Origin of the sequence: Pseudomonas sp. NBRC 111138, assembly GCF_001320835.1 — a bacterium.
Classification (GTDB): domain Bacteria; phylum Pseudomonadota; class Gammaproteobacteria; order Pseudomonadales; family Pseudomonadaceae; genus Aquipseudomonas; species Aquipseudomonas paracarnis.
In genome coordinates this window covers 69555-92968 of sequence record NZ_BCBO01000098.1, presented here as the reverse complement: position 1 = coordinate 92968, position 23414 = coordinate 69555, and the positions used below count along the sequence as shown (strand labels likewise).

Genomic DNA, 23414 nt, shown 5'->3' with positions numbered 1-23414 from the left:
GGGCAACCACGGCAAGCTGTACAACGCCCTGCGCAACGCGGGCTTGAGCCAGGATGACGCGGAGTACTACGAAGTGCATATCAGCCTGGTGCCGCCGCGGGCCAAGCGTGAATGGGCGCTGATCTCACGGCGTATTCCGGACCTCGGGTTTCAGAATGCGTTCCTGACGTCTTTGGCCGAGCACTTCCGGCTGGAGCGGGCTTATTACGATGCAGTCTGGGAAGAAGTACAACGCGTGAAGTAGCCCTCCCTGGACAACCCGAGTAACCCGACATGCCAAGTCATATCACTGAATCCCGTATCCACGGGGGCGCTTACTCGTCCCCGGAATTTGCTGCGATCTTCTCTGATGCCAATCAGGTGCAGAAGTGGCTCGATGTTGAAACAGCGCTGGCGGCGACCCAGGCGCAGATGGGCCTCATCCCCCACGAGGCCGCCCGGGAGATTGCCCGGGTAGCCAGCGTGGAACTGCTGGACCTCGACGCGTTGGGGCGCGAAGGCCTGGAAACCGGGCACATCCTGGTGCCGACCCTGCGCGCATTGCAGGGGTTATGCGCCGATGGGCTGGGCGAATACGTGCATTACGGCGTGACCACCCAGGACATCCTCGACACCGGGCTGATCCTGCAAATCCGCGATGCCTGGGGCCTGGTGGTGCAGCGTTTGCGCGGGATCCGTGGGCATCTGCTCACGCTCGCCCTGCGCCATAAGCACACGCCGATGGTCGCCAGGACCCATGGTCAACACGCTTTGCCCACCACGTTTGGCTACAAGGTGGCGGTGTGGGTCGATGAGATTGATCGACACCTTGAACGCTTTGAAGAAGCCTACGCCCGGGTGATGGTCGGCAACCTGACCGGCGCCGTGGGCACCCTGGCCGGGCTTGGCCCGCAGGGTTTGGAAGTGCAGCGCCGTACCCTGGAAAGCCTCGGCCTGTCGGCACCGTTGAGCAGTTGGCACAGCGCCCGCGACCGCATCCTGGAAGCCGCGTGGTTGCTGGTGCAGGCGTCGGCGACGTTGGGCCGTGTCGCCAATGAGATCTACCACCTGCAGCGCACCGAGATCGACGAAGTGCGCGAGGGGCGGCGAGCCGGGCAAGTGGGAAGTAGCACCATGCCCCACAAGCAAAACCCATCGACGGTGGACCTGATCAGCGCGCTGTCGCGGCTGGTGCGCGCGCAGATGGTTGCGCTGACCGACGCCGCTTTCCAGATGCACGAGCGTGACGGCACCACTTGGCGCATCGAATGGGCGGCCTTACCCGAGCTGTTCATTTACGCCGGTGCGTTGCTCGCTCGTATGGAAGGCTTGCTGCAGGCTGGGCTGCAGGTGCGTGAAGCGCGCATGCGCAGCAACCTGGACTTGCTGGGCGGGCTGATCCTGTCGGAGCGCGTGATGCTTGCGCTGGCGCCTCGGTGTGGCAAGCAGACGGCCCATCATCTGGTGCACGACATCGCCCTGCAGGCCCAGGACGCGGGCGTTTGCTTTCGCGATGCGCTGCTTGGCGACCCTCGGCTGCGCGGTTGTTTCAGCGCGCAAACGCTCGACGACTTGCTTGACCCGACAGCCTACACAGGGCTGGCGGCCGAGATGGTCGATCTGGTGGCAACTAAAGCAAGACCTCGCGCTTCAGGCGATGGCGCTGAGGCGGTGATGGCAACCCAAGGCAATACCAGTCAGTCCCTGTACGCTACGGAGGGTATGTGATGGATGCGCAAACATTGGAAGTGACAGCCCGTGCGTCTTGCACCGCACGTTCGGACCACCCGGGCTTTGATCATGACGGCGAGCAATGCCGCCACGAACACAGCCACATCCTCGATTCGAAAACCCACGGTTCGGGTTATGCCGGCCCGCAGAGCCGCAAGATCTTCTGCAGTCATTGTCGCCTGCAACGTTGGCTGGACGTGGAAGCTGCGCTGGCCATGGCCCAGGCCGATGTCAACATCATCCCGCGCGAGGCGGCCCTGGAGATCGAAAAGGCCGCGTTGCTATCGGGCATCAATGTGCGCCAACTGGCCGAGGGCGTGGCTGCCACTGGGCATTCGCTGATGCCATTGCTGAGCGCCCTGCAAAAAAATTGTAGCCCCAGTGCCCGTGAATACGTGCATTACGGCGCTACCACCCAAGACATCCAGGACACCGCCCAATCCCTGGAGATGCGCGATGTGCTTGATGCGATGGATCAGGCCCTGGAGACTTTGCTGGGCAAGTTGTCGACCCTGGCCGATGCGCACCGTGACTCGCTGATGGTCGCCAGGACCCACTCGATTCCCGCTTTGCCGACCACCTTCGGGCTGAAGGTCGCCGGCTGGATCGATGAGCTGTTGCGCCACCGGCAGCGCTTGGCCGAAGCCCGCCAGCGTGTACTGGTGGTGCAACTGTTCGGCGGGGTCGGCACCATGGCGGCGTTCGGCCCGGACGCCATGCCGATGCTGGATCGTTTTGCCCAGCGCTTGTCGCTGCAAGTGCCCCTGACGGGCTGGCATGTGTCCCGTGACCGCGTTGCGGAGTTCGTCAGCACCCTGGCCATGGTCACCGCCTCGTTGGCCCGCGTAGCCGATGAAATCCGTACGCTCAATCGTTGGGAAATCGCTGAAGTGGAAGTGGGCTGGAGCGACCAGCAGATCGGCAGCAGCACCATGCCGCACAAACGCAACCCCGAAGGCTGCGAGCAGGTGGTGGTGTTGGCACGGCTGGCCAAGGCCCAGGTCATGCTCGCGCTGGACGCGATGATTCTTGAGCATGAGCGCGATTACCGCGGTACGCGGTTGGAGTGGTGCGCGGTCGCGGACGTTTCCCACTATGCACTGATGGCGCTCTCGATTCTGACCGAGACCATCGATGGGCTCACCGTGAATGTGCAGAAAATGGAATGCACCGCCCAGGCCTATGGCGATGCCATCTGCACCGAAGCGGTGGTGTTCGAAATGGCGCGCAAGCTGGGCAAGAGCAGCGCCTACCAGATCATCTTCGAAGTGTCCCAGGCCAGCCAGCGCAATCACGTGTCGATCCGCGAGGCAATCGAGGCCGATGCGCGGGTGCTTGCTGTCATGAATGATGGCGCCCTGGCCCGGCTGTTCGAGCCCCGTACTCACTTGGGCATGTCCGAACGCATCGTTGACAACGTGCTGGCCAAACTCGCCGGCCACTGATCCCTTAACAGATTTGCATATTCATCAAGGAGCGACAGATGTCCAACGTTATGGAAGTTGATAAAGCCAAGGTCCAGCAATTTTCGGCGCGCATCATGGAGGATTACGGCAACACGCTGCGCGGCGCCATGCTCTACATCGGCGACCAGCTCGGTTTGTTCAAGGCTTTGGCCGACGGCCAGGCGGTGACCCTGGAAGAGTTGGCGCACAAGACCGGCTACAACGCACGTTACTTGCGCGAATGGCTGGGCAGCATGGCCACCGGCAATTATGTGACCTACGACGCGCAAACCCGCCGTTACCAAATGCCCGCCGAGTTTGTGCCGGTGCTGGCCGATGAAGATTCGCCGTATTTTGCCGGTGGCATTATCCAGCTGAGCGTGCCGTTCGTGAGCATGGCGCCCAAGGTCATCGAGGCCTTCCGCCATGGTGGTGGTTGCGCTGAAGAGGCGTTCCCGCTGGAAACCTGGAAAGGCATGGAGCGCATGACCATGCCCTGGTACAAGCACTACCTGGTCCAGCACTGGATTCCATCCCTGGACGGCGTCGAAGAGAAGCTCAAGACCGGCGGCAGTGTGCTGGATTTCGGCTGTGGTGCGGGCCTGGCGGCGATCACCATGGCCAAGGCCTATCCTGAGGCGCGCATTGTCGGCTGCGACTTCCACCTGCCTTCCATCGAGTTGGCGCGGGCCAACGCCGAGGCGGCTGGTGTGGGTGACCGGGTGCAATTCGAGGTGAACGACTCCGATGCGTTGCGCGGCCAGCAATTCGACTTCGTGACCACCTTTGTGGTGATCCACGATGCCACCGACCCTCAGCAGATGCTCAAGGATTTGCGCGCCGCCACGGCCGAAGACGGTATTTACCTGATGGTGGAGCTCAACCTGTCCGAGGAACTGCACGAGAACATGAACCTGTTCGGGCGCGTCATGTACCCGCAGAGCACCCTCTATTGCATGACCTGTTCGCTGTCCCACGGTGGGGCAGGGCTGGGGGCGTTCATGGGCGAGAAGCGTGCCCGCCAGATGGCTGAGGCAGCCGGGTTCAGCCGCTTTCGTAAAGTGCCTTCGCAGTGGCCACCGATGCCGGCGCTGTTCGAACTCAAGCCTTGATAGGAAGCATCCGCGAGTCGCTTTGCGCAGTAAGGCAATTTAATGGCCCCTTTGTAACAAAATCCTCGCCAAAATCACTTTTATTTTCAGGTGGTTAGGTGAGGATGCAAATGCGCTCTGTGGGAATGATGCTGATTGCCTGCTCCCTGGCCGGCGGCGCGACTGTCGCGCAGGCCAGGGAATTGCGCGAGGGTGACAAGTACATGTGCAGTTGGGGCGCAGGCACGGCCGCCAGGGCCCAGGAGCTAAAGTTATCCGGCGTTTCGCTATACGCGGCCCGGCAGAAGATCCAGACCCTCAAGTTCAGCAAATCGTGGATGCGCATGATGGCCATGGGCATCACCGAGCAGACCTATGACAGCCGCTCAAGGCTCAAGCCCGAGGCGATTCGTCAAAGCTTTTACCAGGATTGCCTGCGCTACAAGGTCGCACGCAAGTAATCCGTAGCCCGCACCAGCCGTGGGGCCTTTACAAATCCACGACAAACCCCATGTGAGTATTTGCATACAATTGCGCACTTCTTGATGGAGGCGGGTATGCAAGTGCTGATTCGAACGGCGACACCTGATGACGTCGACACGCTGTGCGCGATTCGCACCTCGGTGGTGCAAAACCACCTGAGCCTTGAACAGATGGCTGGCCTGGGGATTACCCCGCAGGTATTGAGCGATACGTTGCGCGCAGCACCTTGCGGCTGGATCGCGGAAGTGGACGGCCAGGCGGCGGGGTTTTCCATGGTCGACCTGGATGAAGGTGAAGTGTTCGCAATGTTCGTGCTGCCCTCGCACGAGAAGCTTGGGCTGGGCCGTCAACTGATGGCGGTGGCCGAGGCGGCTCTGTTTGAGCACCACGACACGCTCTACCTGGTGACTGATGGGCGTGATGAAATCCGGGCCAATGGGTTCTATCAGCGCCTGGGCTGGTCCGTCGTGGGCCCGGTCGATGGTGATGACGTTCGTTATGAAAAGAGCAGGGCGCCATAAGGCCATGAATGCCCCAGAGCCTCCATCGTCCAACGGCTTGCGCTACCTCGCGGTGGGTGTGCTGGGCATCGCCGTGCTGCTGGGGTTCTATTTCATTCAACTCAACGCCAAGGTCGACCGCCAGCGCGAAGAGGCGGCTGAACGCCTGACGCTGTGTCGTCATCTGGAGGCCGTGGTGGGCGCCACTGCTTCCAGTCGTGAGGCCCTTCAAGAAACATGCAAGCAGTTAAGTGAACAGTTACTTGAAAGCGCTACGCCCGATTAATAACCATTTTTTATACAGGGATTTACTGTCGTTACTTGCACCAAAAAGTAGCACGACTACTGCCTTCTACCTTAAAAAATATGTGGTTATTGAATGACTTACGACGCTTTCAATCCGACGAAAGGATTAAAATAATCTTGTTACATGTTTTTACAATCGCTACTATAGCCGAGCGTTCACCTCCCACGGTTTATGCATTTTTAAATCCCAAGTTTCCATCAGCTACTTGGGATTTTTTTTGCCCGCGATTTAATCTCGGCCTGTCGTTCATGGCCGGTGACGACCTACTAAAGTGAGGGCTGGCTAACACTTTTGCATTAATTGTCCGGCGGCCGGCAAAACCTTATCTATGCTGCTTGCATCACCTCAATCGGGTAGAACCCAGGGACGGGGGGCTGATCATGATTTCCATCACCGAATTCAACCGCATCATGGCCTCAGGCTTCCTGCCGCTTGCGTGTGAGTGCTGCCTCAATAGTGACGGCTCGCTGCGCATCAGCGTGTTCGAGCCTGCGTCCGGTCGTGTCGACTTGCTGCTGACCCGCGTATCACCCGAAGGCCTGGACAGCATCCGTGCCATCTCCAACCTGATTGGTGAGTTGCGTACCGAGATAAAGGCCGGGCGCCGTGGGTTTGCGGCGGTAGGTTAACGGCCGTCCAGCGCGTCAGAGGCGCCGCAGGAAGGATTTGACGATGTGGCGGGTAGCGTCTGTGGTGTCCAGCTCGTCCACGGCGCTGTAGGCGTACCACTGGCAATCCACAATCTCATTGCACGGCCGTGCCTCGTCGATATTGATCACCGAGGCCTCGAACACATGGTGGACGGTGTCGCGGGCCTTGAGCTCCTGCAGGTACAGCAAGCCGTCCACGTTTAAACCGGTTTCTTCTTCCAGCTCGCGTTCCGCCGCGCCTACCGGACGCTCGTGCGCTTCTACTTTCCCGCCGGGCAATGCCCATTTTGATCTGGCCTTGCGTACGAAGAGGATGTGCCCCTCATGTTCGCAAATGACGGTCGCCCTAATTTTCATCGAGTGTGCCCCCGCGCCGGATGAATGTCATAAAAGTGTAATGCAATTGTCATGCTAAGTGGTTATGGCGCGCCAGGGCCTGTATGTGGATACTGCCCGATTGACGAATACGACCGAGGACATTAGATGAAGACCATACGCTGGGGCATGATCGGCTGTGGCAGTGTCACTGAATTGAAGAGTGGACCGGCTTTCTATAAAGCGCCAGGTTCGGCATTGGTCGCCGTGATGGGGCGGCGTGCCGAGGCGGTGCGCGATTATGCGGCGCGCCATGGCATTGCCCGTTGCTATACCGATGCCCAGGCCTTGATCGATGACCCCGAGGTGGATGCGGTCTACATTGCCACTCCGCCCGACAGTCACCTTGAGTACGCCCTGAGAGTGGCCGCGGCGGGTAAACATTGTTGCGTCGAAAAGCCGATGTCGCTGAATGCTGAACAGAGCGCGTTGATGCAGCGCACATTCGAGCGCGCCGGGCTGCATCTGTTTGTCTCCTACTACCGGCGTTCATTGCCACGCTTTCAGCAAGTGCGCACCTGGCTGCAGGAAGGCCGTATCGGTGAGTTGCGCCACCTGACCTGGACCTTGTGCAAACCCGCTGCTGTAACAGACTCCGACGCCACCAATTGGCGCACCGATCCGGCCATTGCCGGTGGCGGTTACTTTGCCGACCTGGCGAGCCATGGGTTCGACCTGTTCCAGTACCTGGCCGGGGACATCGTCGAGGTCTCAGGCTTTTCGGCGCGACAGGCTGGGCGCTACGCGGCAGAAGATGCCGTGACGGCCTGCTGGACATTTGCCAGCGGTGCATTGGGCATGGGCTGCTGGAATTTTGTGGCGGACCGACGCGAAGACCGGGTCGAACTGATCGGCAGTCGCGGTCGTATTCAGTTTTCGGTGTTCGAGGACCAGCCGCTGCGTCTTGAAGGCGAGACCACCGAGGTGTTGGACGTGCCGTGTCACACCCATATTCAATGGCACCACGTCCTGAACATGAACGCGCATATTCGTGGCGAGGCCGAGCATCCGTCGCTGGGCATCGAAGCGCTGAAGACCGATATCATCTTGGACAAGGTGTTACACCGTTACTCCCAGCATCCCTAGGCGTGGCAATAGCGTAAGGCTTTACTCTTTTAAAGGAATACCGGGATGAAATACTGGATGGTGATGTGGCTGCTGATGGCCACCGCGGCAACGGCGGCGCCACGCAGCCAAGGGCAGGCGGGTGAGTTTGATTTCTATGTGCTATCGCTCTCGTGGTCACCCACGTTTTGCCTCACGCACTCAGGCAACGAGCAATGCTCAGGTAAAGGCTACGGCTTTGTGCTGCATGGTTTGTGGCCGCAATACGCACGGGGAGGGTGGCCGGCGTCCTGTACACCGCAGACGCGCTTGAGCGCGGCAGAAATGGACAAGGGCGCGGCGCTGTTTCCCACCCGCACGCTGCTCAAGCATGAGTGGGCCAAGCATGGTACCTGCAGTGGGCTGGAGCCGTTGGAGTATCTGGAGAAGACCGATGTGGCGCTCGGTGCGGTTGCCATTCCGCAGCAACTGCAGCCGTTCAATACGCCGCCGTCATTGCGGGCCAACGAGATCGAGGCGCTGTTTCGCGAGAGCAACCCACGCATGGGCAACCACGGTATGGCGGTGATCTGCAAGGGCAAGGTGCTGTCGGAAGTGCGGGTGTGCCTGACCAAGGATCTCGCGTTTGCCGGTTGCCCGCGCAGTGTGAAGAGCCAGTGTCGGGGGGGCGATATTCGTATTCCCACCCAGCGCTGAGAGGTGCCCTGGATCCCACTATGAAAGCTGGCTTGTTGGGTCGCCGTATCGCTGCGATCGCGGCGTGCCAGCCGATGGCTATCTACCTGACGCCCCCGCGATCCAACTGTGGGAGCTGGCTTGCCTGCGAAGACGACCTCACAGTCGACACCGTAATACCGAGTACCTATCCATTCCTGCGGTAACGGCTACTTAGGGTTCCGCCCTGACGGCGTCTCACTTTTGAAAAGCCGGAATGCCGGCCCAGACAAAAGTAAGCAAAACGCTCTTGCCCCACCACGTTACCCACGAATTCAAGCCTGCGTTCGGCCAGCGTGGTTTAACGGGGCGCCTGAGATCAAGATCACAAGCAGATCAAGATCAAGAGCGGCTCGCTTCGCATCGTGGTTACCTGTGGGCGGCACATTTGACATCTCTGTCGATTGAACGGCCGCCATCGCAGGCAAGCCAGCTCCCACAGTTTATCGCGGGGGCACTAATCAGATCAGCGTCCGTTTCTGAAGTACCCAGGGGCATTTTCTTCAATACCCTCGTGTCCCTGCGCGGTACCGTGATCTAAACCTCGTTTGGGATCACAAAAGGAACTGCAATGAGCTTGATTCTCTCCATGGCCGCCTTTGCCCTGGCCACGTCCATCACGCCGGGACCGGTGAATGTGGTCGCTTTAAGTTCTGGCGCACGTTTTGGTTTCGTCGCCAGCCAGAAACATGTCTTCGGCGCCGCCGTGGGTTTTACCTTGTTGTTGGTGTTGATCGGCCTGGGGTTGCATGAAGTATTGGTGCGCTGGCCGATCCTGATTCAATTGATCCGCTGGGGCGGCGTGGCGTTCTTGTTGTATATGGCTTGGAAGCTGGCGGTGGATGATGGCCGTCTGGACGCTGACGGTGCGCACTCCGCGCCGTCGATGTTGTATGGCGCGATCATGCAGTGGCTCAACCCGAAAGCCTGGCTGGCGTGTGTGGCAGGCATGGGGTTGTTCGTGGCCGATGGCGATGCGGCGCAGGTATGGTTGTTTGCCGTGCTTTACCTGGTGATCTGCTACCTGTCGGTGGCGTGCTGGGCGTATGCGGGGACGTTTTTGCGCCGCTACTTGAACAACCCCAAAGGTGTGCGCCTGTTCAACCGCTCAATGGCCGCGTTGCTGGTGGCCAGTGTGGGTTATTTGCTGATGGCTTGAGGTTCTCGCGGTATTGCCCCGGCGTGGCCGCGAAGTGTTGTTTGAAGGTGCGCTGGAAGTGCGCCTGGTCGGCAAAGCCCGCGGCCAGGGCGACGTCGGCAATCAGTGCGCCATTGCGCAGTTGGCTGCGGGCGAACTGGATGCGGCGGTTGACCATGAAGGCGTGGGGCGTCAAGCCGTAATACTGCTTGAATGCGCGGATCAGATAAGACGGCGACAGTTCAGCGGCCTGGCAAATGTCTTCGAGTTTCAAGGCCTGTGTGCAGTGGGCGCGGATGTAGTCGGCGGCGCGTTCCAGTTTGTGGTTGACCTCGCGTACCGGCGTCAGTGAAGGATTCAGGCGCTGTTGCACCTCGGTGAAGTAACTCACTAGCGCACTCTGTTTTTGCAGCAGTTCGGCCTGCTCATCCACTAGCGTGCGGTACAGGTCAAGCAAGCCGTGGTACAGCCCGGTGTCGCGAGTATGGGGTGTGTCGAATGGCCGGTAGCCCTGGTCGGTACTGAATCCCAGCTGGTATTGCAGGTCGGTCAGCCACGGCGTGTCCAGGTACAGCATGTGGTAGGACCAGGGCTGGTCATGGATGGGGTTGCACGCATGCACATCGCCTGGGTTCATCAGCACCACGGTGCCGGCGCTGATTTCGAAGGTGCGCGCGCCGTAGTGGTAATAGCTGCAGCCGGTGGTGATCGCACCGATGGAAAAATGCTCATGGGCGTGCCGGGTGTAAGTGACCTTGCGCCCGTCGGCGATGGTGCGCGCTTCGATGAACGGCAGGCGTTCGTCGCGCCAGAAGCGCGGCGTGTCTGCGGGACGGGCGATTGGGCTGAGCGACATGGCGTTATTTCTCCTGCATTTGCACCCGCGTGCCGTCAGGCCGGCACCAAAAAAGCCGCCTTGAGCAACTGCCGGGTATAGGCATGTTGCGGGTCAGCAAAAATAGCCTGGGCATCGCCTTGCTCCACCACCTGGCCTTGCTTGACCACCATCAACTGGTGACTCAGCGCCTTCACCACTGCCAGGTCATGGCTGATAAACAGGTAGGTCAGGTTGTACTTGGCCTGCAAACCACGCAGCAACTCTACCACCTGGCGCTGTACCGTGCGGTCCAGGGCCGAGGTGGGTTCGTCCAGCAGGATCAGGCGCGGCTTGAGCACCAGCGCTCGGGCGATAGCGATGCGTTGGCGCTGGCCGCCGGAAAATTCATGGGGGTAGCGATGCCGGGATTCGGGGTCCAGGCCCACTTCCTTGAGCGCCGCGATAATCGCCGCTTCCTGTTCGGCGGGCGTGCCCATCTTGTGGATACGCAGGCCTTCGCCAACGATCTCGCTGACGCACATGCGCGGGCTCAGGCTGCCGAACGGGTCCTGGAACACGACCTGCATTTCCCGGCGCAACGGGCGCACCTGCTGTTGGCTGAGGCGGTCCAGTTGCTGGCCTTCGAAGCGAATCCCGCCCTGGCTGCCGATCAGGCGCAAAATTGCCAGGCCCAAGGTGGACTTGCCCGAGCCACTTTCGCCAACGATGCCCAGGGTTTGGCCCTGGGGCAGGCTGAAGTTGATGCCGTCCACAGCCTTGACGTAATCGACGGTATTGCGCAAAAAGCCTTTCTTGATCGGAAACCAGACTTTCAGGTCGTCCACTTCCAGCAGCGGAGGGCCGACATCATTGTTGGCTGGCCCACCACTGGGCTCCGCCGCGAGCAATTCCTGGGTGTAGGGATGCTGGGGCGACTGGAACAGTGTCTCGCAATCGGCCTGTTCAACGATGCAACCTTGCTGCATCACACACACACGATGGGCGATGCGCCGTACCAGGTTGAGGTCGTGGCTGATCAGCAGCAGCGCCATGCCCAGCCGCGCCTGCAGCTCCTTGAGCAATTCCAGGATCTTCAACTGCACGGTGACATCCAGCGCCGTGGTCGGCTCGTCGGCAATCAACAACTCCGGCTCGTTGGCCAGAGCCATGGCGATCATCACTCGCTGGCGCTGGCCGCCGGACAGCTCGTGAGGCAACGCCTTGAGGCGTTTGTGTGGCTCGGGGATACCCACCAGCTCCAGCAATTCCAACGTGCGCTGGGTGGCGACCTTGCCGGTCAGGCCCTTGTGCAGGCCGAGCACTTCGTTGATCTGCTTTTCGATGGAATGCAGCGGGTTCAACGAGGTCATCGGCTCCTGGAAGATCATCGCAATGCGGTTGCCGCGTATATGCCGCAGGGTTTTCTCTTTGAGCGTCAGCAGGTCTTGCCCTGAATACTCGATAGTGCCAGACGGATGCCTGGCCAACGGGTAGGGCAGCAGGCGCAGGATCGAATGGGCGGTGACCGATTTGCCTGAACCGCTTTCGCCCACCAGCGCCAGGGTTTCGCCGCGCTTGATGTCGAAACTGACGTGGTTGACCACGCGGTGATGATGCTCGCCGGTGACGAACTCGACACTGAGGTCGCGGATTTCGATCAGATTGTCCGGATTCATCTCATTTCCTCGGGTCGAACGCATCGCGAGCGGACTCGCCGATAAACACCAACAAGCTCAACATGATCGCCAGCACCGCAAAGGCACTCATGCCCAGCCACGGCGCTTGCAAGTTGGATTTGCCCTGCGCCACCAGCTCACCCAGCGACGGCGAACCTGCCGGCAGCCCGAAGCCTAGAAAGTCCAGGGCGGTGAGGGTGCCAATGGCACCGGTGAGAATGAAGGGCAGGAAGGTCATGGTCGAGACCATCGCATTGGGCAGGATGTGACGGAACATGATCGCACCGTTCTGCATGCCCAGCGCCCGCGCCGCGCGCACGTATTCCAGGTTGCGCCCGCGCAGGAACTCGGCGCGCACCACATCCACCAGGCTCATCCAGGAAAACAGCAGCATGATCCCCAGCAGCCACCAGAAGTTGGGTTGCACGAAGCTGGCCAGGATGATCAGCAGGTAAAGCACCGGCAAGCCGGACCAGATCTCCAGGAAACGTTGCCCGGCCAGGTCGACCCAGCCGCCATAAAAGCCCTGCAAGGCGCCGGCAATCACGCCGATGATCGAGCTGAGTATGGTCAGGGTCAGGGCGAAGAGCACCGATACACGAAAGCCGTAGATCACCCGCGCGAGCACATCGCGCCCCTGGTCATCGGTGCCCAGCAGGTTGACCGAGGACGGCGGCGCCGGGGCCGGGACTTTCAGGTCGTAATTGATGCTCTGGTAGCTGAACGGAATCGGCGCCCACAAGGTCCAGGCGTCCTTGGCCTTGAGCAGTTCCTGGATGTACGGGCTCTTGTAGTTGGCTTCCAGCGGGAATTCACCGCCGAAGGTAGTCTCCGGGTAGCGCTTGAGCGCCGGGAAGTACCAGCCGCCGTCGAAGTGCACCGCCAGGGGCTTGTCGTTGGCGATCAACTCGGCGCCCAGGCTCAGCACGAACAGCACCAGGAACAGCCACAGCGACCACCAGCCACGCTTGTTGGCCTTGAACCGCTCGAACCGGCGGCGATTGAGGGGGGACAGGTTCATCTCAATGCTCCCGGCTGGCAAAGTCGATACGTGGATCGACCAGGGTGTAGGTGAGGTCGCCGATCAGTTTCACGATCAGCCCCAGCAGGGTGAAGATAAACAGCGTGCCGAACACCACCGGGTAGTCACGGTTGATCGCCGCTTCAAAGCTCATCAGGCCCAGGCCGTCGAGGGAGAAGATCACCTCCACCAGCAACGAGCCGGTAAAGAAGATGCCAATGAAGGCCGAAGGGAAACCGGCGATCACCAGCAGCATGGCGTTGCGGAACACGTGGCCATACAGCACGCGGCGATTGGTCAGGCCCTTGGCCTTGGCGGTGACCACGTACTGCTTGTTGATCTCGTCGAGAAAGCTGTTCTTGGTCAGCAGGGTCATGGTCGCGAAGTTGCCGATCACCAGGGCGGTGACGGGCAGCGCCAGGTGCCAGAAGTAATCGAGGATCTTGCCGCCCCAACTCAACTCCTCGAAGTTGTTGGAGGTGAGCCCGCGCAAGGGGAACCAGTCGAAATAACTGCCACCGGCAAACACCACGATCAGCAGAATCGCAAACAGGAACGCCGGTATCGCGTAGCCGACGATGATCGCCGAGCTGGTCCACACATCGAAATGGCTGCCGTGGCGCGTGGCCTTGGCGATCCCCAGGGGGATGGACACCAGGTACATGATCAAGGTGCTCCACAACCCGAGGGAAATGGACACCGGCATCTTCTCCTTGATCAGGTCGATGACCTTGGCGTCTCGGAAAAAGCTGTCACCGAAGTCCAGCTGGGCGTAGTTCTTGACCATGATCCACAAGCGTTCCGGCGCCGACTTGTCGAAGCCGTACATCTTTTCGATTTCCTTGATCAGCGCCGGGTCCAGGCCCTGGGCGCCACGGTAGCTGGAACCGGCCACCGCGACTTCGGCGCCGCCGCCAGCAATGCGGCTGGTGGCGCCGTCGAAGCCTTCGAGCTTGGCGATCATCTGCTCCACCGGGCCGCCGGGAGCGGCCTGGATGATGACAAAGTTGATCAACAAGATCCCGAACAGCGTGGGAATGATCAGCAACAGGCGGCGAACAATATAGGCCAGCATTTAATCGCCTCCGCTCGCCGCATCGGCGCGTGTGTCCAGGGGGACGGCAGGTGTGACGTCGGGTTTGCTCCACCAGGTCGCGGTGCCGACGTCGTAGCGTGGCGAGACCTTGGGGTGGCCCAGGTGGTCCCAGTACGCGACGCGAAAGGTCTTGATGTGCCAGTTGGGAATCACGTAGTAACCAAACTGCAGCACACGATCCAGCGCCCTGGCGTGGGCGATCAGGCTTTGCCGCGAACCGGCGTCGATCAGCTCTTCCACCAACTGGTCGACCGCGGGGTCCTTGAGGCCCATGTAGTTGCGGCTGCCGGGCTTGTCGGCGCTGGAGGATTTCCAGAACTCGCGCTGCTCGTTACCCGGCGAGGTGGATTGCGGGAAGCTGCCCACCAGCATGTCGAAGTCGCGCGAGCGCAGGCGGTTGACGAACTGTGAGACGTCCACGCGACGAATCACCAGGTCGATGCCCAGGTCTGCCAGGTTGCGCTTGAACGGAAGCAGGATGCGCTCGAACTCGGTCTGGGCCAGCAAAAACTCTATGGTCACTGGCTTGCCGGTGCTGTCGACCATTTTGTCGTCAACAATCTTCCAGCCCGCTTCCTGCAGCAGTTGGTAGGCCTCGCGTTGCTGGGTGCGGATCATGCCGCTGCCGTCGGTGTGGGACGGTTCGAATGCCTGGGTGAAGACTTCGCCAGGGATCTTGTCGCGCAGCGGCTCGAGAATCGCCAGCTCGTCCGGACCGGGTAGGCCGGTGGCGGCCATTTCCGAGTTTTCGAAATAGCTGCGGGTACGGGTGTAGGCACCGTTGAACAGTTGCTTGTTGCTCCACTCGAAATCCAGCAGAAGGCTGATGGCCTTGCGCACCCGCACGTCCTGGAACATCGGCTTGCGCATGTTGAACACAAAACCCTGCATGCCGGTGGGGTTGCCGTTGGGAATTTCTTCCTTGATCAATCGGCCTTCTTTCACCGCTGGAATGTTGTAGGCATTGGCCCAGTTCTTGGCGCTGAACTCCAGCCAGTAGTCGAACTGCCCGGCCTTCAAGGCTTCCAGGGAGACAGTGCTGTCGCGGTAGTAATCGGTGATGCGGGTATCGAAGTTGTAGAAGCCCTTATTGACCGGCAGGTCCTTGGCCCAATAATCCTTGACCCGCTCGTAGCGAATCATGCGGCCCGGCTTGACCTCGGCCACCTGGTAAGGCCCGCTGCCCAAGGGGATTTCCAGGTTGCCCTTGGAAAAATCCCGGCTGGCCCACCAGTGTTTGGGCAGTACTGGCAACTGCCCAAGGATCAAGGGCAACTCGCGGTTGTTGGTGCGCTTGAACTTGAACAGCACGCGCAACGGGTCTTCGGCCACCACCTCATCGACGTCGGCGTAGTAGTTGCGGTACAGCGGGTTGCCTTCCTTGATCAGGGTCTGGAAGGTAAACACTACGTCTTCGGCGCGTATCGGGTGGCCGTCATGGAAGCGCGCTTCGGGGCGCAGATAGAAGCGCACCCAGCTGTTGTCCGGGGCTTTTTCGATCTTGCCGGCCACCAGGCCGTATTCGGTGATGGGTTCGTCCAGGCTTTGCATGGCCAGGGTGTCGTAGATCAGTGGCAGGTTGTCTGCCGGTACGCCCTTGCTGATATAGGGGTTGAGGCTGTCGAAGCCGCCCATGGCCGATTCGCGGAAGGTGCCGCCCTTGGGGGCGTCGGGGTTTACATAGTCAAAATGCTTGAAGTCGGCGGGGTACTTGGGGGGCTCGTTGTAGAGAGTCAGCGCATGTTGTGGCGCGGCGTGCGCCGCGGTGCACAGCAACAGGCTGGCGAGCAGGGTAGTACGCAAGGACATCATTGGGCTTTCTCCGAAGCTTTCAGCCACCATGCGCTCAGGCCCAGGCTGTAGGGCGGCGTGGTGACGAAGGCGAACCGGTTGCGGTACGCCAGGCGATGATAGTTGAGGTACCAGTTGGGAATGCTGTAGTGCTGCCACAGCAGCACCCGGTCCAGGGCGCGGCCGGCAGCCAGTTGTTCTTCGCGGGTCTGCGCCGCCAGCAGTTGGTCCAGCAGGTGGTCGACCACCGGGTTGGCGATACCGGCGTAATTCTTGCTGCCTTTGATTGCGGCCTGGCTGGAGTGGAAGTACTGCCACTGCTCAAGGCCGGGGCTCAAGGTCTGGTTGAGAGTCATCAGAATCATGTCGAAATCGAATTGATCGAGGCGCTGTTTGTATTGTGCGCGGTCAACGGTACGCAAGCGGGCGTCGATGCCGATGCGGGTCAGATTTTCGACATAGGGTTGCAGGATGCGCTCGAGGTTTGGGTTGACCAGCAGGATTTCCAGGCGCAGCGGTTGCCCGTCCTTATCCAGCAGGCGCTGCCCCGACAGTTTCCAGCCGGCCTCGCTGAGCAGGGCCAGGGCCTGGCGCAGGGTTTCGCGAGGGATGCCGCGACCATCGGTGTGCGGCAGGCTGAACGGTTGGGTAAACAGCGCGGCCGGCAGTTGGTCGCGGTAGGGCGAGAGCATTAACCACTCATGGCCCACGGGCAGGCCGGTGGCCGAGAATTCACTGTTGGGGTAATAGCTCACCGAACGCTTGTAGGCGCTGCTGAACAGCGTGCGGTTGGTCCATTCAAAATCGAACATCAACCCCAGGGCTTCACGCACCTTGGCCTGGCTGAACGCCGGTCGCCGGGTATTCATGAACAGGCCCTGGCTCTGGGTGGGGATCTGATGGGCGATCTGCGCCTTGATCACATCGCCGCGGTTGACCGCCGGGAAGTTGTAACCGGTGGCCCAGTTCTTGGCCTGATGCTCGATATAAATGTCGAATTCACCGGCCTTGAAGGCTTCAAAGGCCACGTCGCTGTCGCGATAGAACTCCACTTCGACCTTGTCGTAGTTATAGAAACCCTGGTTGACCGGCAGGTCTTTGCCCCAGTAATCCTTGACCCGTTCAAACACCAGTTGCCGCCCAGGCGCAACCTTGGTGATGCGGTAGGGCCCACTGCCCAGGGGCGGCTCGAAGGTGGTGGCCTTGAAGTCACGGTTTTTCCAATAGTGCTGGGGCAGCACCGGCAACTCGCCCAGGCGCAGGATCAGCAAGGGGTTGCCGGCGCGCTTGAACACAAAGCGGATACGGTGAGGGTTGAGGATATCGACCCGGGCCACTTCCTGCAGGTTGGTGCGGTACTGCGGGTGGCCTTCGGTCAGCAGGGTGCGATAGGAAAACGCCACGTCATCGGCGGTGATCGGCTTGCCGTCGTGAAAGCGTGCTTCGGGGCGCAGGTTGAACACCACCCAACTGCGGTCTTCGCTGTATTCCACCGATTGGGCAATCAGGCCATAGCTTGAGGTGGGTTCATCGCCCGACGGCGCGTATTGCCCGGTGCCCACCATCAAGGGCTCATTGAGCTCGTTGACGCCGTACTGCAGGAAGTTGGCGGTGGAAACCGGGCTTGAACCTTTGAAGGTGTAGGGGTTGAGCGTATCGAAGGTGCCAAATGCCATCACCCGCAATGTCCCGCCTTTGGGCGCTGCAGGGTTTACCCAATCGTAATGGGTGAATTTGGCCGGGTACTTGAGTGTGCCGAACTGCGCATAACCGTGGCTTTCGGTGATCGTCGCGTTCGCCGCAAAGCTCAAGGCCAGACTTATTAGTAGAAGGAGGGGACGCTTCAAGTCAGAGATCCGATCCAGGCGGCTTGGGCTTTATGATCGGTACAGTAACAGCTTGTTCCGGTTGGAAAAAGGCTGTCGGGAAGGCCATTTTGCGGACTGCAAGCTATTGGACGGTGTGAAGGTCAAATGTGGGAGCTGGCTTGCCTGCGATAGCATCACTGCGGTCTGACTGATAGACCGAGGTGCCTGCATCGCAGGCAAGCCAGCTCCCACACAAGCCAGCTCTCCCCGAGGTATTAGCGCGGCCCGGAAACCACCAGCATCTGCCCTGGTTTCAATGCCTGGCCGGTGCGCGGGTTCCAACGCTTGAGATGTTGCATCTCGACGTTGAAGCGCTTGGCCACCATGTACAGCGAGTCACCTTTCTTGACCTTGTACTGCACCGGTTTTTTCGCCGCGACTTTACGCGTGTCCTGCATCACCAGGGTCTGGCCGACCTTGAGGGCCTGGCCGTTGAGCTTGTTCCAGCGCTGCAGGTCATGCACATCGACCTTGTTGGCCTTGGCGATCAGCGTGAGGTTGTCGCCACTGCGTACCTTGTAGCTGCGGGTACGCCCTGCGACCGCCTTGGTCTCGACTTCGTCGAATACCGGCTTCTTGGGGCGCATGCTCAGCAATTCTTCCGGCTTCATCGTCGAAAGGGTGCTGGTCAGCAGTTGGGCCTTGGAGGTCGGCACCAGCAGATGCTGGGGGCCATCCAGGGTGGTGCGTTGTTTCAAGGCCGGGTTGAGCTGAAACAGTTCGTCTTCGTCGATCTCGGCCAGCGCGGCAACCCGTGACAGGTCCATGCTTTGCTTGACTTCAACGACCTCGAAGTACGGCGTGTTGGCAATCGGGTTCAGGTTGACGCCGTAGGCTTCGGGCGCCAGTACTACCTGGGACAAGGCCAGGAACTTGGGCACATAGTCCTTGGTTTCCTGAGGCAGGGGCAGGTTCCAGTAGTCAGTGGGCAGGCCGAGCTTTTCGTTGCGCTCGATTGCCCGGCTGACCGTGCCTTCGCCGGCGTTATAGGCCGCCAGGGCCAGCAGCCAGTCGCCGTTGAACATGTCATGCAGACGCGTCAGATAGTCCAGGGCGGCGGTGGTGGAGGCCGTGATGTCGCGGCGGCCATCGTAGGCGCGGGTCTGGCGCAGGTTGAAGTAGCGCCCGGTGGAGGGAATGAACTGCCACAAGCCCACCGCATCGCTGCGCGAATAGGCCATTGGGTTGTAGGCACTTTCAATCACTGGCAGCAGCGCCAGCTCCAGGGGCATGTTGCGTTCTTCAAGGCGCTCGACGATGTAATGAATGTAGAGGCTGCCGCGTTCGCCGGCATTCTCCAGAAAGGAGGGGTTACTGGCGAACCACAGGCGCTGTTGCTCGATGCGCGGGTTGACGCCGACACCGTCCTGCAATTGAAAGCCCCGACGCATGCGTTCCCAGACGTCCTGGGGTACTTCGGGGCTGGGCTTCTCTGATAGCCAAATAGGTTTTTGCTTGATCTTGGCAGCAAGATTCGGTTTGGGTTGCACGGTGGATTGTGCAGCGTAATTGGTCGATTGGCAGCCCGCCAGAGTCGCGGAAACGGCCACCGCCACGGCTTGAGCCAGGCGGGTCAATGCGTCTGAAGAAATGGATTTACGAATAGATGACGACATTGGCTGGAAGTAAGTTCCGGGCAAAAATGTCGGGCGATTCTAGAAAGCGCTTTGGTTCCGGTCAACCATTCAGAAATTACGTATCAGATTGCATCTGGTTAGAACTTATCTTTCCAAGCCCTCAAGCTAGCAAACACCTCGGCCCCAGAGCGGTTGTCGCGGCCGTTCCGTTCGTCCGCTTTTTGTTTAACGGATGTTTCAGCGGTGCGCAGAAAAGGGTTAGTACGTTTTTCCAGGGCCAGGTTGGAGGGCAGCGTCATCTGGCCACGGGCGCGAAGTTGGGCGACATTTTCCACCCGTTCGGCGATGTCGGCATTGTGCGGTTCCACGGCTTGGGCAAATTTCAAGTTACTTTGCGTGTATTCGTGGGTGCAGTACACCTGCGTATCGGCGGGCAGGGCGGCCAGGCGTTCCAGAGAGTTGTACATCTGTTCGGGTGTACCTTCGAACAGGCGACCGCAACCGGCGGCGAACAAGGTATCGCCGCACAGCAATACGCCTTGGTGATAAAAGGCGATGTGGCCGAGGGTGTGGCCTGGCACGGCGTACACGTCGAAGTCCCAGCCCAGCACGCGGATATGGTCGTTATCGTGCAAGGCCACATCCCGCGCCGGGATCTTTTCGTTGGCAGGGCCATAAACCTTGGCGCCGGTGGCATTTTTCAGTTGCTCGACACCGCCTACATGATCATGGTGATGATGGGTAACCAGTATGTCGCTGAGGCGCCACTCGGCATTCTGCTTGAGCCAGGCCAGCACTGGCGTGGCATCGCCGGGGTCGACCACGGCGCAGCGCTGGGTCGTAGGGTCTTGTAACAACCAGATGTAGTTGTCGGTAAAGGCGGGTAGGGCACTGATCTGTATCATTCTTCGATTCGCCAAGCTGAACACATTGGTGCATCTTAGAACGTCTAGGCGAGTTGGAGAATGCAATGACTGATAAAGCGTTCGCCCAGGCCGATCCTGAGTGGCTGGCCCTGATCAGCGCGGCCCGCGAATGGTTGTCCGGGCCGATTGGGCAGTTTTTGCTGGAAGAAGAGCGGCGCATGCTCGAAGACGAGCTGGGCCGGTTCTTTGGTGGCTACCTGGTGCATTACGGACCGTCGGCCGACACGCCTCCATCGGCGCCGCAGGTGCAACGCAATGTGCGCCTGGGTGCACCGTTGCCGGGCGTGGAGATCGTCTGCGAGGAACAGGCCTGGCCCTTGAGCGAACACGCCGCCGATGTGGTGGTGTTGCAGCACGGCCTGGATTTCTGCTTGTCACCCCACGGTTTGTTGCGCGAAGCGGCGAGCAGCGTGCGCCCTGGTGGCCATTTGCTGATTGTCGGCATCAACCCCTGGAGCAGTTGGGGCCTGCGCCGTGTGTTCGCCCATGACGGACTGCGCCAGGCGCGTTGCATCGCGCCATCACGGGTGGGCGACTGGCTCAACCTGCTGGGCTTCGCGCTGGAGAAACGCCGCTTCGGGTGCTATCGTCCGCCGCTTGCGACTGCCAAGTGGCAGGGCCGTCTGGCCGGTTGGGAACGCCGGGCAGGAGCCTGGCAGCTGTCGGGTGGCGGCTTCTATTTATTGGTCGCACGCAAGATCGTGGTCGGGCTGCGACCGTTGCAGCAAGTGCGCCGCGAGCCGATCGGCAAGCTCGTGCCGATGCCGTTGGCCAAGGTCAACCGCGAACAAGGCGAACCGTAAAACCTCTTTTTGATTTCAGGCCGAATAACCGATGACCGATAGCGTAGAACTCTTCACCGATGGCGCCTGCAAAGGCAACCCGGGCCCAGGCGGCTGGGGCGCCTTGCTGGTGTGCAAGGGCGTGGAGAAGGAACTGTGGGGCGGCGAAGCCAATACCACCAATAACCGTATGGAATTGATGGGCGCCATTCGCGGCCTCGAAGAACTCAAGCGGCGTTGCAACGTACTGCTGGTGACCGACTCGCAATATGTGATGAAGGGCATCAACGAGTGGATGGTCAACTGGAAAAAACGCGGCTGGAAAACGGCGGCCAAGGAGCCGGTCAAGAACGCCGACCTGTGGCAATTGCTCGATGAACAGTGCAATCGTCACGACATCACCTGGAAATGGGTACGCGGGCACATCGGCCATCCTGGCAACGAGCGCGCCGACCAGTTGGCCAACCGTGGCGTGGATGAAGTGCGCGGCTACAAGCAGAGCTGAATCAGCGACACCGCGGCGGCCGTTCGAGCCGCTGCTTCACCGCCGCCATTGCGTGTGGCGAATCTACCAGCACGGCATTGAGCTTCAGGCAGGCATACTTTGGCCTGATCACAAAGATGCCGTGAGTGTTGTCGCTTATAGAGCCAGGATTGCACGGGCGAGTTGTTCGTCCGTGCATCGCAGGTCCACTCTTGTCTGGCGAATATGCCGCAAGGCTGACTCCAACTGGACACCGCGTATTGCACCTTCGCTTGCGACAAACGATGCGGCATCGGCCTTGGCCGCCAGCACAATCTTGTCGTCCTTGAAGCTGCTGCTGGTGCCGCCCGTGGCACTCATCGACAGGCTCACCAAGGCGTCAGTGGTCATCACGAAACTGGTGGCTTGCGCACCGGCAGCGCTGAACAGGCAGGGGATGAACAGCCATTTCAGGTTGAACATGAGTCAGTGAATTCCGTATCTGGAGGAGGCGCGCAGGTTAGCGACGAGGGACGTAGAAAACCGCAGCAAGTTTGCGAAACCTTGTAAATAACTGTTGGGTGTCCACCGGTGATTGGGTGCCATGGGCGCTTCGTTTACAGAGCGTGCTAATATCCCGCCCCTTGAACTGTACCGAACCGTTGAGAGCTGAACCCTGATGGCCATCCGATCTGTTGTACTCGATACCGAAACCACCGGCATGCCGGTGACCGATGGTCACCGGATCATCGAAATCGGCTGTGTCGAACTGATGGGGCGCCGCCTGACCGGCCGCCACTTCCACGTCTACCTGCAACCGGACCGCGACAGTGACGAGGGCGCGATTGGCGTCCACGGCATCACTGACGAATTCCTCAAGGGCAAGCCGCGCTTCGCCGAAGTGGCCGATGAGTTCTTCGAATTCATCAATGGCGCCCAGTTGATCATCCATAACGCGGCGTTCGACATCGGCTTCATCAACAACGAATTTGCCCTGATGGGGCAGACTGACCGTGCGGACATCTCCCAGCACTGTACGATCCTCGATACCTTGATGATGGCCCGCGAGCGTCACCCGGGCCAGCGCAACAGCCTCGATGCCTTGTGCAAGCGCTATGGCGTCGACAACTCCGGCCGTGAACTCCACGGCGCCTTGCTTGACTCCGAGATCCTGGCCGACGTTTACCTGACCATGACCGGCGGGCAGACCAGCCTGTCCCTGGCCGGTAATGCATCCGATGGCAGCGGTTCGGCGGAAGGGTCGGGCAACCGCCCTTCGGAAATCCGCCGCTTGCCAGCTGATCGCAAGCCGACGCCGATCATCCGTGCCAGCGAGCAGGACCTGGCCGAGCATGCGGCAAGGCTGGAGGCGATTGCCAAGGCAGCCGGTGCGCCGGCGTTGTGGACTCAACTCACTCAGCAATAACCGCTCATGTAGGAGCAGGCTTGCAGCCATGGGTACTTACACAGTTGCATCTGTGGCGAGGGAGCTTGCTCCCGTGACGGCCTGCCAGCCAACACCTATCTACCTGACGCTGCGCGATCAAACTGTGGGAGCTGGCTTGCCTGCGATAGCGGCCTGCCAGCCAACGCCTATCGACCTGACGCCCCGCGATCAAACTGTGGGAGCGGGCTTGCTCGCGAATGCGGCCTGACAGTCAACACGGTTGGATTGGGTGCATCTCCATTCCTGCGGTAACGGCCCCTTAGCGTTCCGCTCTGACAGCGGGTCACTTTGGAAAAACCGGAGTGCCGGCCCAGCCCACCCACAGTTTGATCGCGGGGTGTCAGGTAGGTATGGCCCAGCTGGCAGGCCGTCACGGGAGCAAGCTCCCTCGCCACAGGTTCAACGCCGTACCGACGGTTATGCAGGTACCTCTCGACCACCTGTGAAATCTTCATTCGCCACTTTTGCTTCC

At 60.3% G+C, this 23414-nt stretch carries 23 protein-coding genes and 1 pseudogene; 14 read left to right on the top strand and 10 right to left on the bottom strand.

All coding sequences use genetic code 11. The annotated features are described in order from the left end of the window. The 8 genes and pseudogenes from APH41_RS19575 to APH41_RS19540 all read left to right on the top strand — a co-directional run. Positions 1-244, top strand: a pseudogene (locus APH41_RS19575) (hypothetical protein); the annotation flags it as partial. A gap of 29 nt (positions 245-273) precedes the next feature. Beyond that, complete coding sequence (purB, locus tag APH41_RS19570; protein WP_054920866.1) at positions 274-1707, top strand: adenylosuccinate lyase; 1434 nt, start codon at positions 274-276, stop codon at positions 1705-1707. Further along, the gene (locus APH41_RS19565; RefSeq protein WP_054897490.1) at positions 1707-3155 is read left to right on the top strand and encodes an adenylosuccinate lyase family protein; all 1449 of its coding nucleotides are present in this window, start codon (positions 1707-1709) and stop codon (positions 3153-3155) included. Before purB ends, APH41_RS19565 begins: the two co-directional genes overlap by 1 nt. 38 nt (positions 3156-3193) lie before the next feature. After that, positions 3194-4267: a class I SAM-dependent methyltransferase gene (locus tag APH41_RS19560; protein ID WP_054920863.1), complete on the top strand. Its 1074-nt coding sequence runs from the start codon at positions 3194-3196 to the stop codon at positions 4265-4267. A gap of 110 nt (positions 4268-4377) precedes the next feature. After that, the gene (locus tag APH41_RS19555; RefSeq protein ID WP_003191756.1) at positions 4378-4707 is read left to right on the top strand and encodes a hypothetical protein; all 330 of its coding nucleotides are present in this window, start codon (positions 4378-4380) and stop codon (positions 4705-4707) included. 96 nt (positions 4708-4803) lie between these two features. Further along, entirely contained in the window at positions 4804-5250 is a 447-nt protein-coding gene (locus APH41_RS19550; protein WP_034126087.1) for a GNAT family N-acetyltransferase, read from the top strand. Positions 5251-5254: 4 nt separating this feature from the next. After that, positions 5255-5515, top strand: a complete 261-nt coding sequence (locus APH41_RS19545; protein WP_032900704.1) for a hypothetical protein — start codon at positions 5255-5257, stop codon at positions 5513-5515. 401 nt (positions 5516-5916) lie between these two features. Beyond that, the gene (locus APH41_RS19540) at positions 5917-6165 is read left to right on the top strand and encodes a DUF1652 domain-containing protein (RefSeq protein ID WP_003191753.1); all 249 of its coding nucleotides are present in this window, start codon (positions 5917-5919) and stop codon (positions 6163-6165) included. 15 nt (positions 6166-6180) lie between these two features. On the opposite strand, the gene APH41_RS19535 is transcribed toward APH41_RS19540, so the two are convergent. Further along, positions 6181-6543: an NUDIX hydrolase gene (locus APH41_RS19535; protein ID WP_054920861.1), complete on the bottom strand. Its 363-nt coding sequence runs from the start codon at positions 6541-6543 to the stop codon at positions 6181-6183. Between the two features lie 126 nt (positions 6544-6669). Between APH41_RS19535 and APH41_RS19530 the strand changes: the two genes are divergently transcribed. From APH41_RS19530 to APH41_RS19520, 3 genes are all read left to right on the top strand, one after another. Next, complete coding sequence (locus tag APH41_RS19530; RefSeq protein WP_054920858.1) at positions 6670-7647, top strand: Gfo/Idh/MocA family protein; 978 nt, start codon at positions 6670-6672, stop codon at positions 7645-7647. Positions 7648-7692: 45 nt separating this feature from the next. Further along, positions 7693-8322 (top strand): ribonuclease T2, encoded by a 630-nt coding sequence (locus tag APH41_RS19525; protein WP_054920856.1) that lies wholly within the window; start codon positions 7693-7695, stop codon positions 8320-8322. 589 nt (positions 8323-8911) lie between these two features. Next, positions 8912-9499 carry a LysE family translocator gene (locus APH41_RS19520; RefSeq protein WP_054920851.1) on the top strand — a complete coding sequence of 196 codons (588 nt, stop codon included), beginning with the start codon at positions 8912-8914 and terminating at the stop codon, positions 9497-9499. Here the strand turns inward: APH41_RS19520 and APH41_RS19515 are convergent. The 8 genes from APH41_RS19515 to gloB form a co-directional block, all read right to left on the bottom strand. Continuing rightward, on the bottom strand, positions 9441-10334 hold the full coding sequence (locus APH41_RS19515; RefSeq protein WP_054920849.1) for an AraC family transcriptional regulator: 894 nt from the start codon (positions 10332-10334) through the stop codon (positions 9441-9443). The genes APH41_RS19520 and APH41_RS19515 overlap by 59 nt on opposite strands. A 35-nt stretch (positions 10335-10369) precedes the next feature. After that, positions 10370-11971 carry an ABC transporter ATP-binding protein gene (locus APH41_RS19510; RefSeq protein WP_014718252.1) on the bottom strand — a complete coding sequence of 534 codons (1602 nt, stop codon included), beginning with the start codon at positions 11969-11971 and terminating at the stop codon, positions 10370-10372. Between the two features lies 1 nt (position 11972). After that, entirely contained in the window at positions 11973-12992 is a 1020-nt protein-coding gene (locus APH41_RS19505) for an ABC transporter permease (protein ID WP_003190688.1), read from the bottom strand. 1 nt (position 12993) lies between these two features. Further along, positions 12994-14067, bottom strand: a complete 1074-nt coding sequence (locus APH41_RS19500) for a microcin C ABC transporter permease YejB (protein WP_034126078.1) — start codon at positions 14065-14067, stop codon at positions 12994-12996. Continuing rightward, positions 14068-15900 (bottom strand): extracellular solute-binding protein, encoded by a 1833-nt coding sequence (locus APH41_RS19495; RefSeq protein ID WP_054920846.1) that lies wholly within the window; start codon positions 15898-15900, stop codon positions 14068-14070. Then, the gene (locus tag APH41_RS19490) at positions 15897-17726 is read right to left on the bottom strand and encodes an extracellular solute-binding protein (RefSeq protein WP_054920844.1); all 1830 of its coding nucleotides are present in this window, start codon (positions 17724-17726) and stop codon (positions 15897-15899) included. Before APH41_RS19490 ends, APH41_RS19495 begins: the two co-directional genes overlap by 4 nt. A gap of 236 nt (positions 17727-17962) precedes the next feature. Continuing rightward, complete coding sequence (locus tag APH41_RS19485; RefSeq protein WP_020301567.1) at positions 17963-19363, bottom strand: transglycosylase SLT domain-containing protein; 1401 nt, start codon at positions 19361-19363, stop codon at positions 17963-17965. Between the two features lie 98 nt (positions 19364-19461). Beyond that, positions 19462-20229, bottom strand: a complete 768-nt coding sequence (gene gloB, locus APH41_RS19480) for a hydroxyacylglutathione hydrolase (RefSeq protein ID WP_054920841.1) — start codon at positions 20227-20229, stop codon at positions 19462-19464. 65 nt (positions 20230-20294) lie between these two features. Between gloB and APH41_RS19475 the strand changes: the two genes are divergently transcribed. Both APH41_RS19475 and rnhA read left to right on the top strand, forming a co-directional pair. Beyond that, a complete protein-coding gene (locus APH41_RS19475; protein WP_034126074.1) occupies positions 20295-21053 on the top strand; it encodes a class I SAM-dependent methyltransferase in 759 nt (252 codons plus the stop codon). Positions 21054-21084: 31 nt separating this feature from the next. Then, on the top strand, positions 21085-21537 hold the full coding sequence (gene rnhA / locus APH41_RS19470) for a ribonuclease HI (protein WP_003173571.1): 453 nt from the start codon (positions 21085-21087) through the stop codon (positions 21535-21537). A 135-nt stretch (positions 21538-21672) separates the two neighbouring features. Here the strand turns inward: rnhA and APH41_RS19465 are convergent, their stop codons facing one another. Further along, positions 21673-21978 carry a DUF2388 domain-containing protein gene (locus APH41_RS19465; RefSeq protein ID WP_054897498.1) on the bottom strand — a complete coding sequence of 102 codons (306 nt, stop codon included), beginning with the start codon at positions 21976-21978 and terminating at the stop codon, positions 21673-21675. 202 nt (positions 21979-22180) lie between these two features. Here APH41_RS19465 and dnaQ point away from each other — a divergent pair, with 202 nt between their 5' ends. Then, a complete protein-coding gene (gene dnaQ / locus APH41_RS19460) occupies positions 22181-22921 on the top strand; it encodes a DNA polymerase III subunit epsilon (protein WP_164692278.1) in 741 nt (246 codons plus the stop codon). Positions 22922-23414 lie beyond the last annotated feature (493 nt).

Excerpts from the sequence above, each read along its gene's own strand:
- purB (WP_054920866.1), top strand. The coding sequence starts at position 274 with ATGCCAAGTCATATCACTGAATCCCGTATCCACGGGGGCGCTTACTCG.
- APH41_RS19565 (WP_054897490.1), top strand. The coding sequence starts at position 1,707 with ATGGATGCGCAAACATTGGAAGTGACAGCCCGTGCGTCTTGCACCGCA.
- APH41_RS19560 (WP_054920863.1), top strand. The coding sequence starts at position 3,194 with ATGTCCAACGTTATGGAAGTTGATAAAGCCAAGGTCCAGCAATTTTCG.
- APH41_RS19555 (WP_003191756.1), top strand. The coding sequence starts at position 4,378 with ATGCGCTCTGTGGGAATGATGCTGATTGCCTGCTCCCTGGCCGGCGGC.
- APH41_RS19550 (WP_034126087.1), top strand. The coding sequence starts at position 4,804 with ATGCAAGTGCTGATTCGAACGGCGACACCTGATGACGTCGACACGCTG.
- APH41_RS19545 (WP_032900704.1), top strand. The coding sequence starts at position 5,255 with ATGAATGCCCCAGAGCCTCCATCGTCCAACGGCTTGCGCTACCTCGCG.
- APH41_RS19540 (WP_003191753.1), top strand. The coding sequence starts at position 5,917 with ATGATTTCCATCACCGAATTCAACCGCATCATGGCCTCAGGCTTCCTG.
- APH41_RS19535 (WP_054920861.1), bottom strand. The coding sequence starts at position 6,543 with ATGAAAATTAGGGCGACCGTCATTTGCGAACATGAGGGGCACATCCTC.
- APH41_RS19530 (WP_054920858.1), top strand. The coding sequence starts at position 6,670 with ATGAAGACCATACGCTGGGGCATGATCGGCTGTGGCAGTGTCACTGAA.
- APH41_RS19525 (WP_054920856.1), top strand. The coding sequence starts at position 7,693 with ATGAAATACTGGATGGTGATGTGGCTGCTGATGGCCACCGCGGCAACG.
- APH41_RS19520 (WP_054920851.1), top strand. The coding sequence starts at position 8,912 with ATGAGCTTGATTCTCTCCATGGCCGCCTTTGCCCTGGCCACGTCCATC.
- APH41_RS19515 (WP_054920849.1), bottom strand. The coding sequence starts at position 10,334 with ATGTCGCTCAGCCCAATCGCCCGTCCCGCAGACACGCCGCGCTTCTGG.
- APH41_RS19510 (WP_014718252.1), bottom strand. The coding sequence starts at position 11,971 with ATGAATCCGGACAATCTGATCGAAATCCGCGACCTCAGTGTCGAGTTC.
- APH41_RS19505 (WP_003190688.1), bottom strand. The coding sequence starts at position 12,992 with ATGAACCTGTCCCCCCTCAATCGCCGCCGGTTCGAGCGGTTCAAGGCC.
- APH41_RS19500 (WP_034126078.1), bottom strand. The coding sequence starts at position 14,067 with ATGCTGGCCTATATTGTTCGCCGCCTGTTGCTGATCATTCCCACGCTG.
- APH41_RS19495 (WP_054920846.1), bottom strand. The coding sequence starts at position 15,900 with ATGATGTCCTTGCGTACTACCCTGCTCGCCAGCCTGTTGCTGTGCACC.
- APH41_RS19485 (WP_020301567.1), bottom strand. The coding sequence starts at position 19,363 with ATGTCGTCATCTATTCGTAAATCCATTTCTTCAGACGCATTGACCCGC.
- gloB (WP_054920841.1), bottom strand. The coding sequence starts at position 20,229 with ATGATACAGATCAGTGCCCTACCCGCCTTTACCGACAACTACATCTGG.
- APH41_RS19475 (WP_034126074.1), top strand. The coding sequence starts at position 20,295 with ATGACTGATAAAGCGTTCGCCCAGGCCGATCCTGAGTGGCTGGCCCTG.
- rnhA (WP_003173571.1), top strand. The coding sequence starts at position 21,085 with ATGACCGATAGCGTAGAACTCTTCACCGATGGCGCCTGCAAAGGCAAC.
- APH41_RS19465 (WP_054897498.1), bottom strand. The coding sequence starts at position 21,978 with ATGTTCAACCTGAAATGGCTGTTCATCCCCTGCCTGTTCAGCGCTGCC.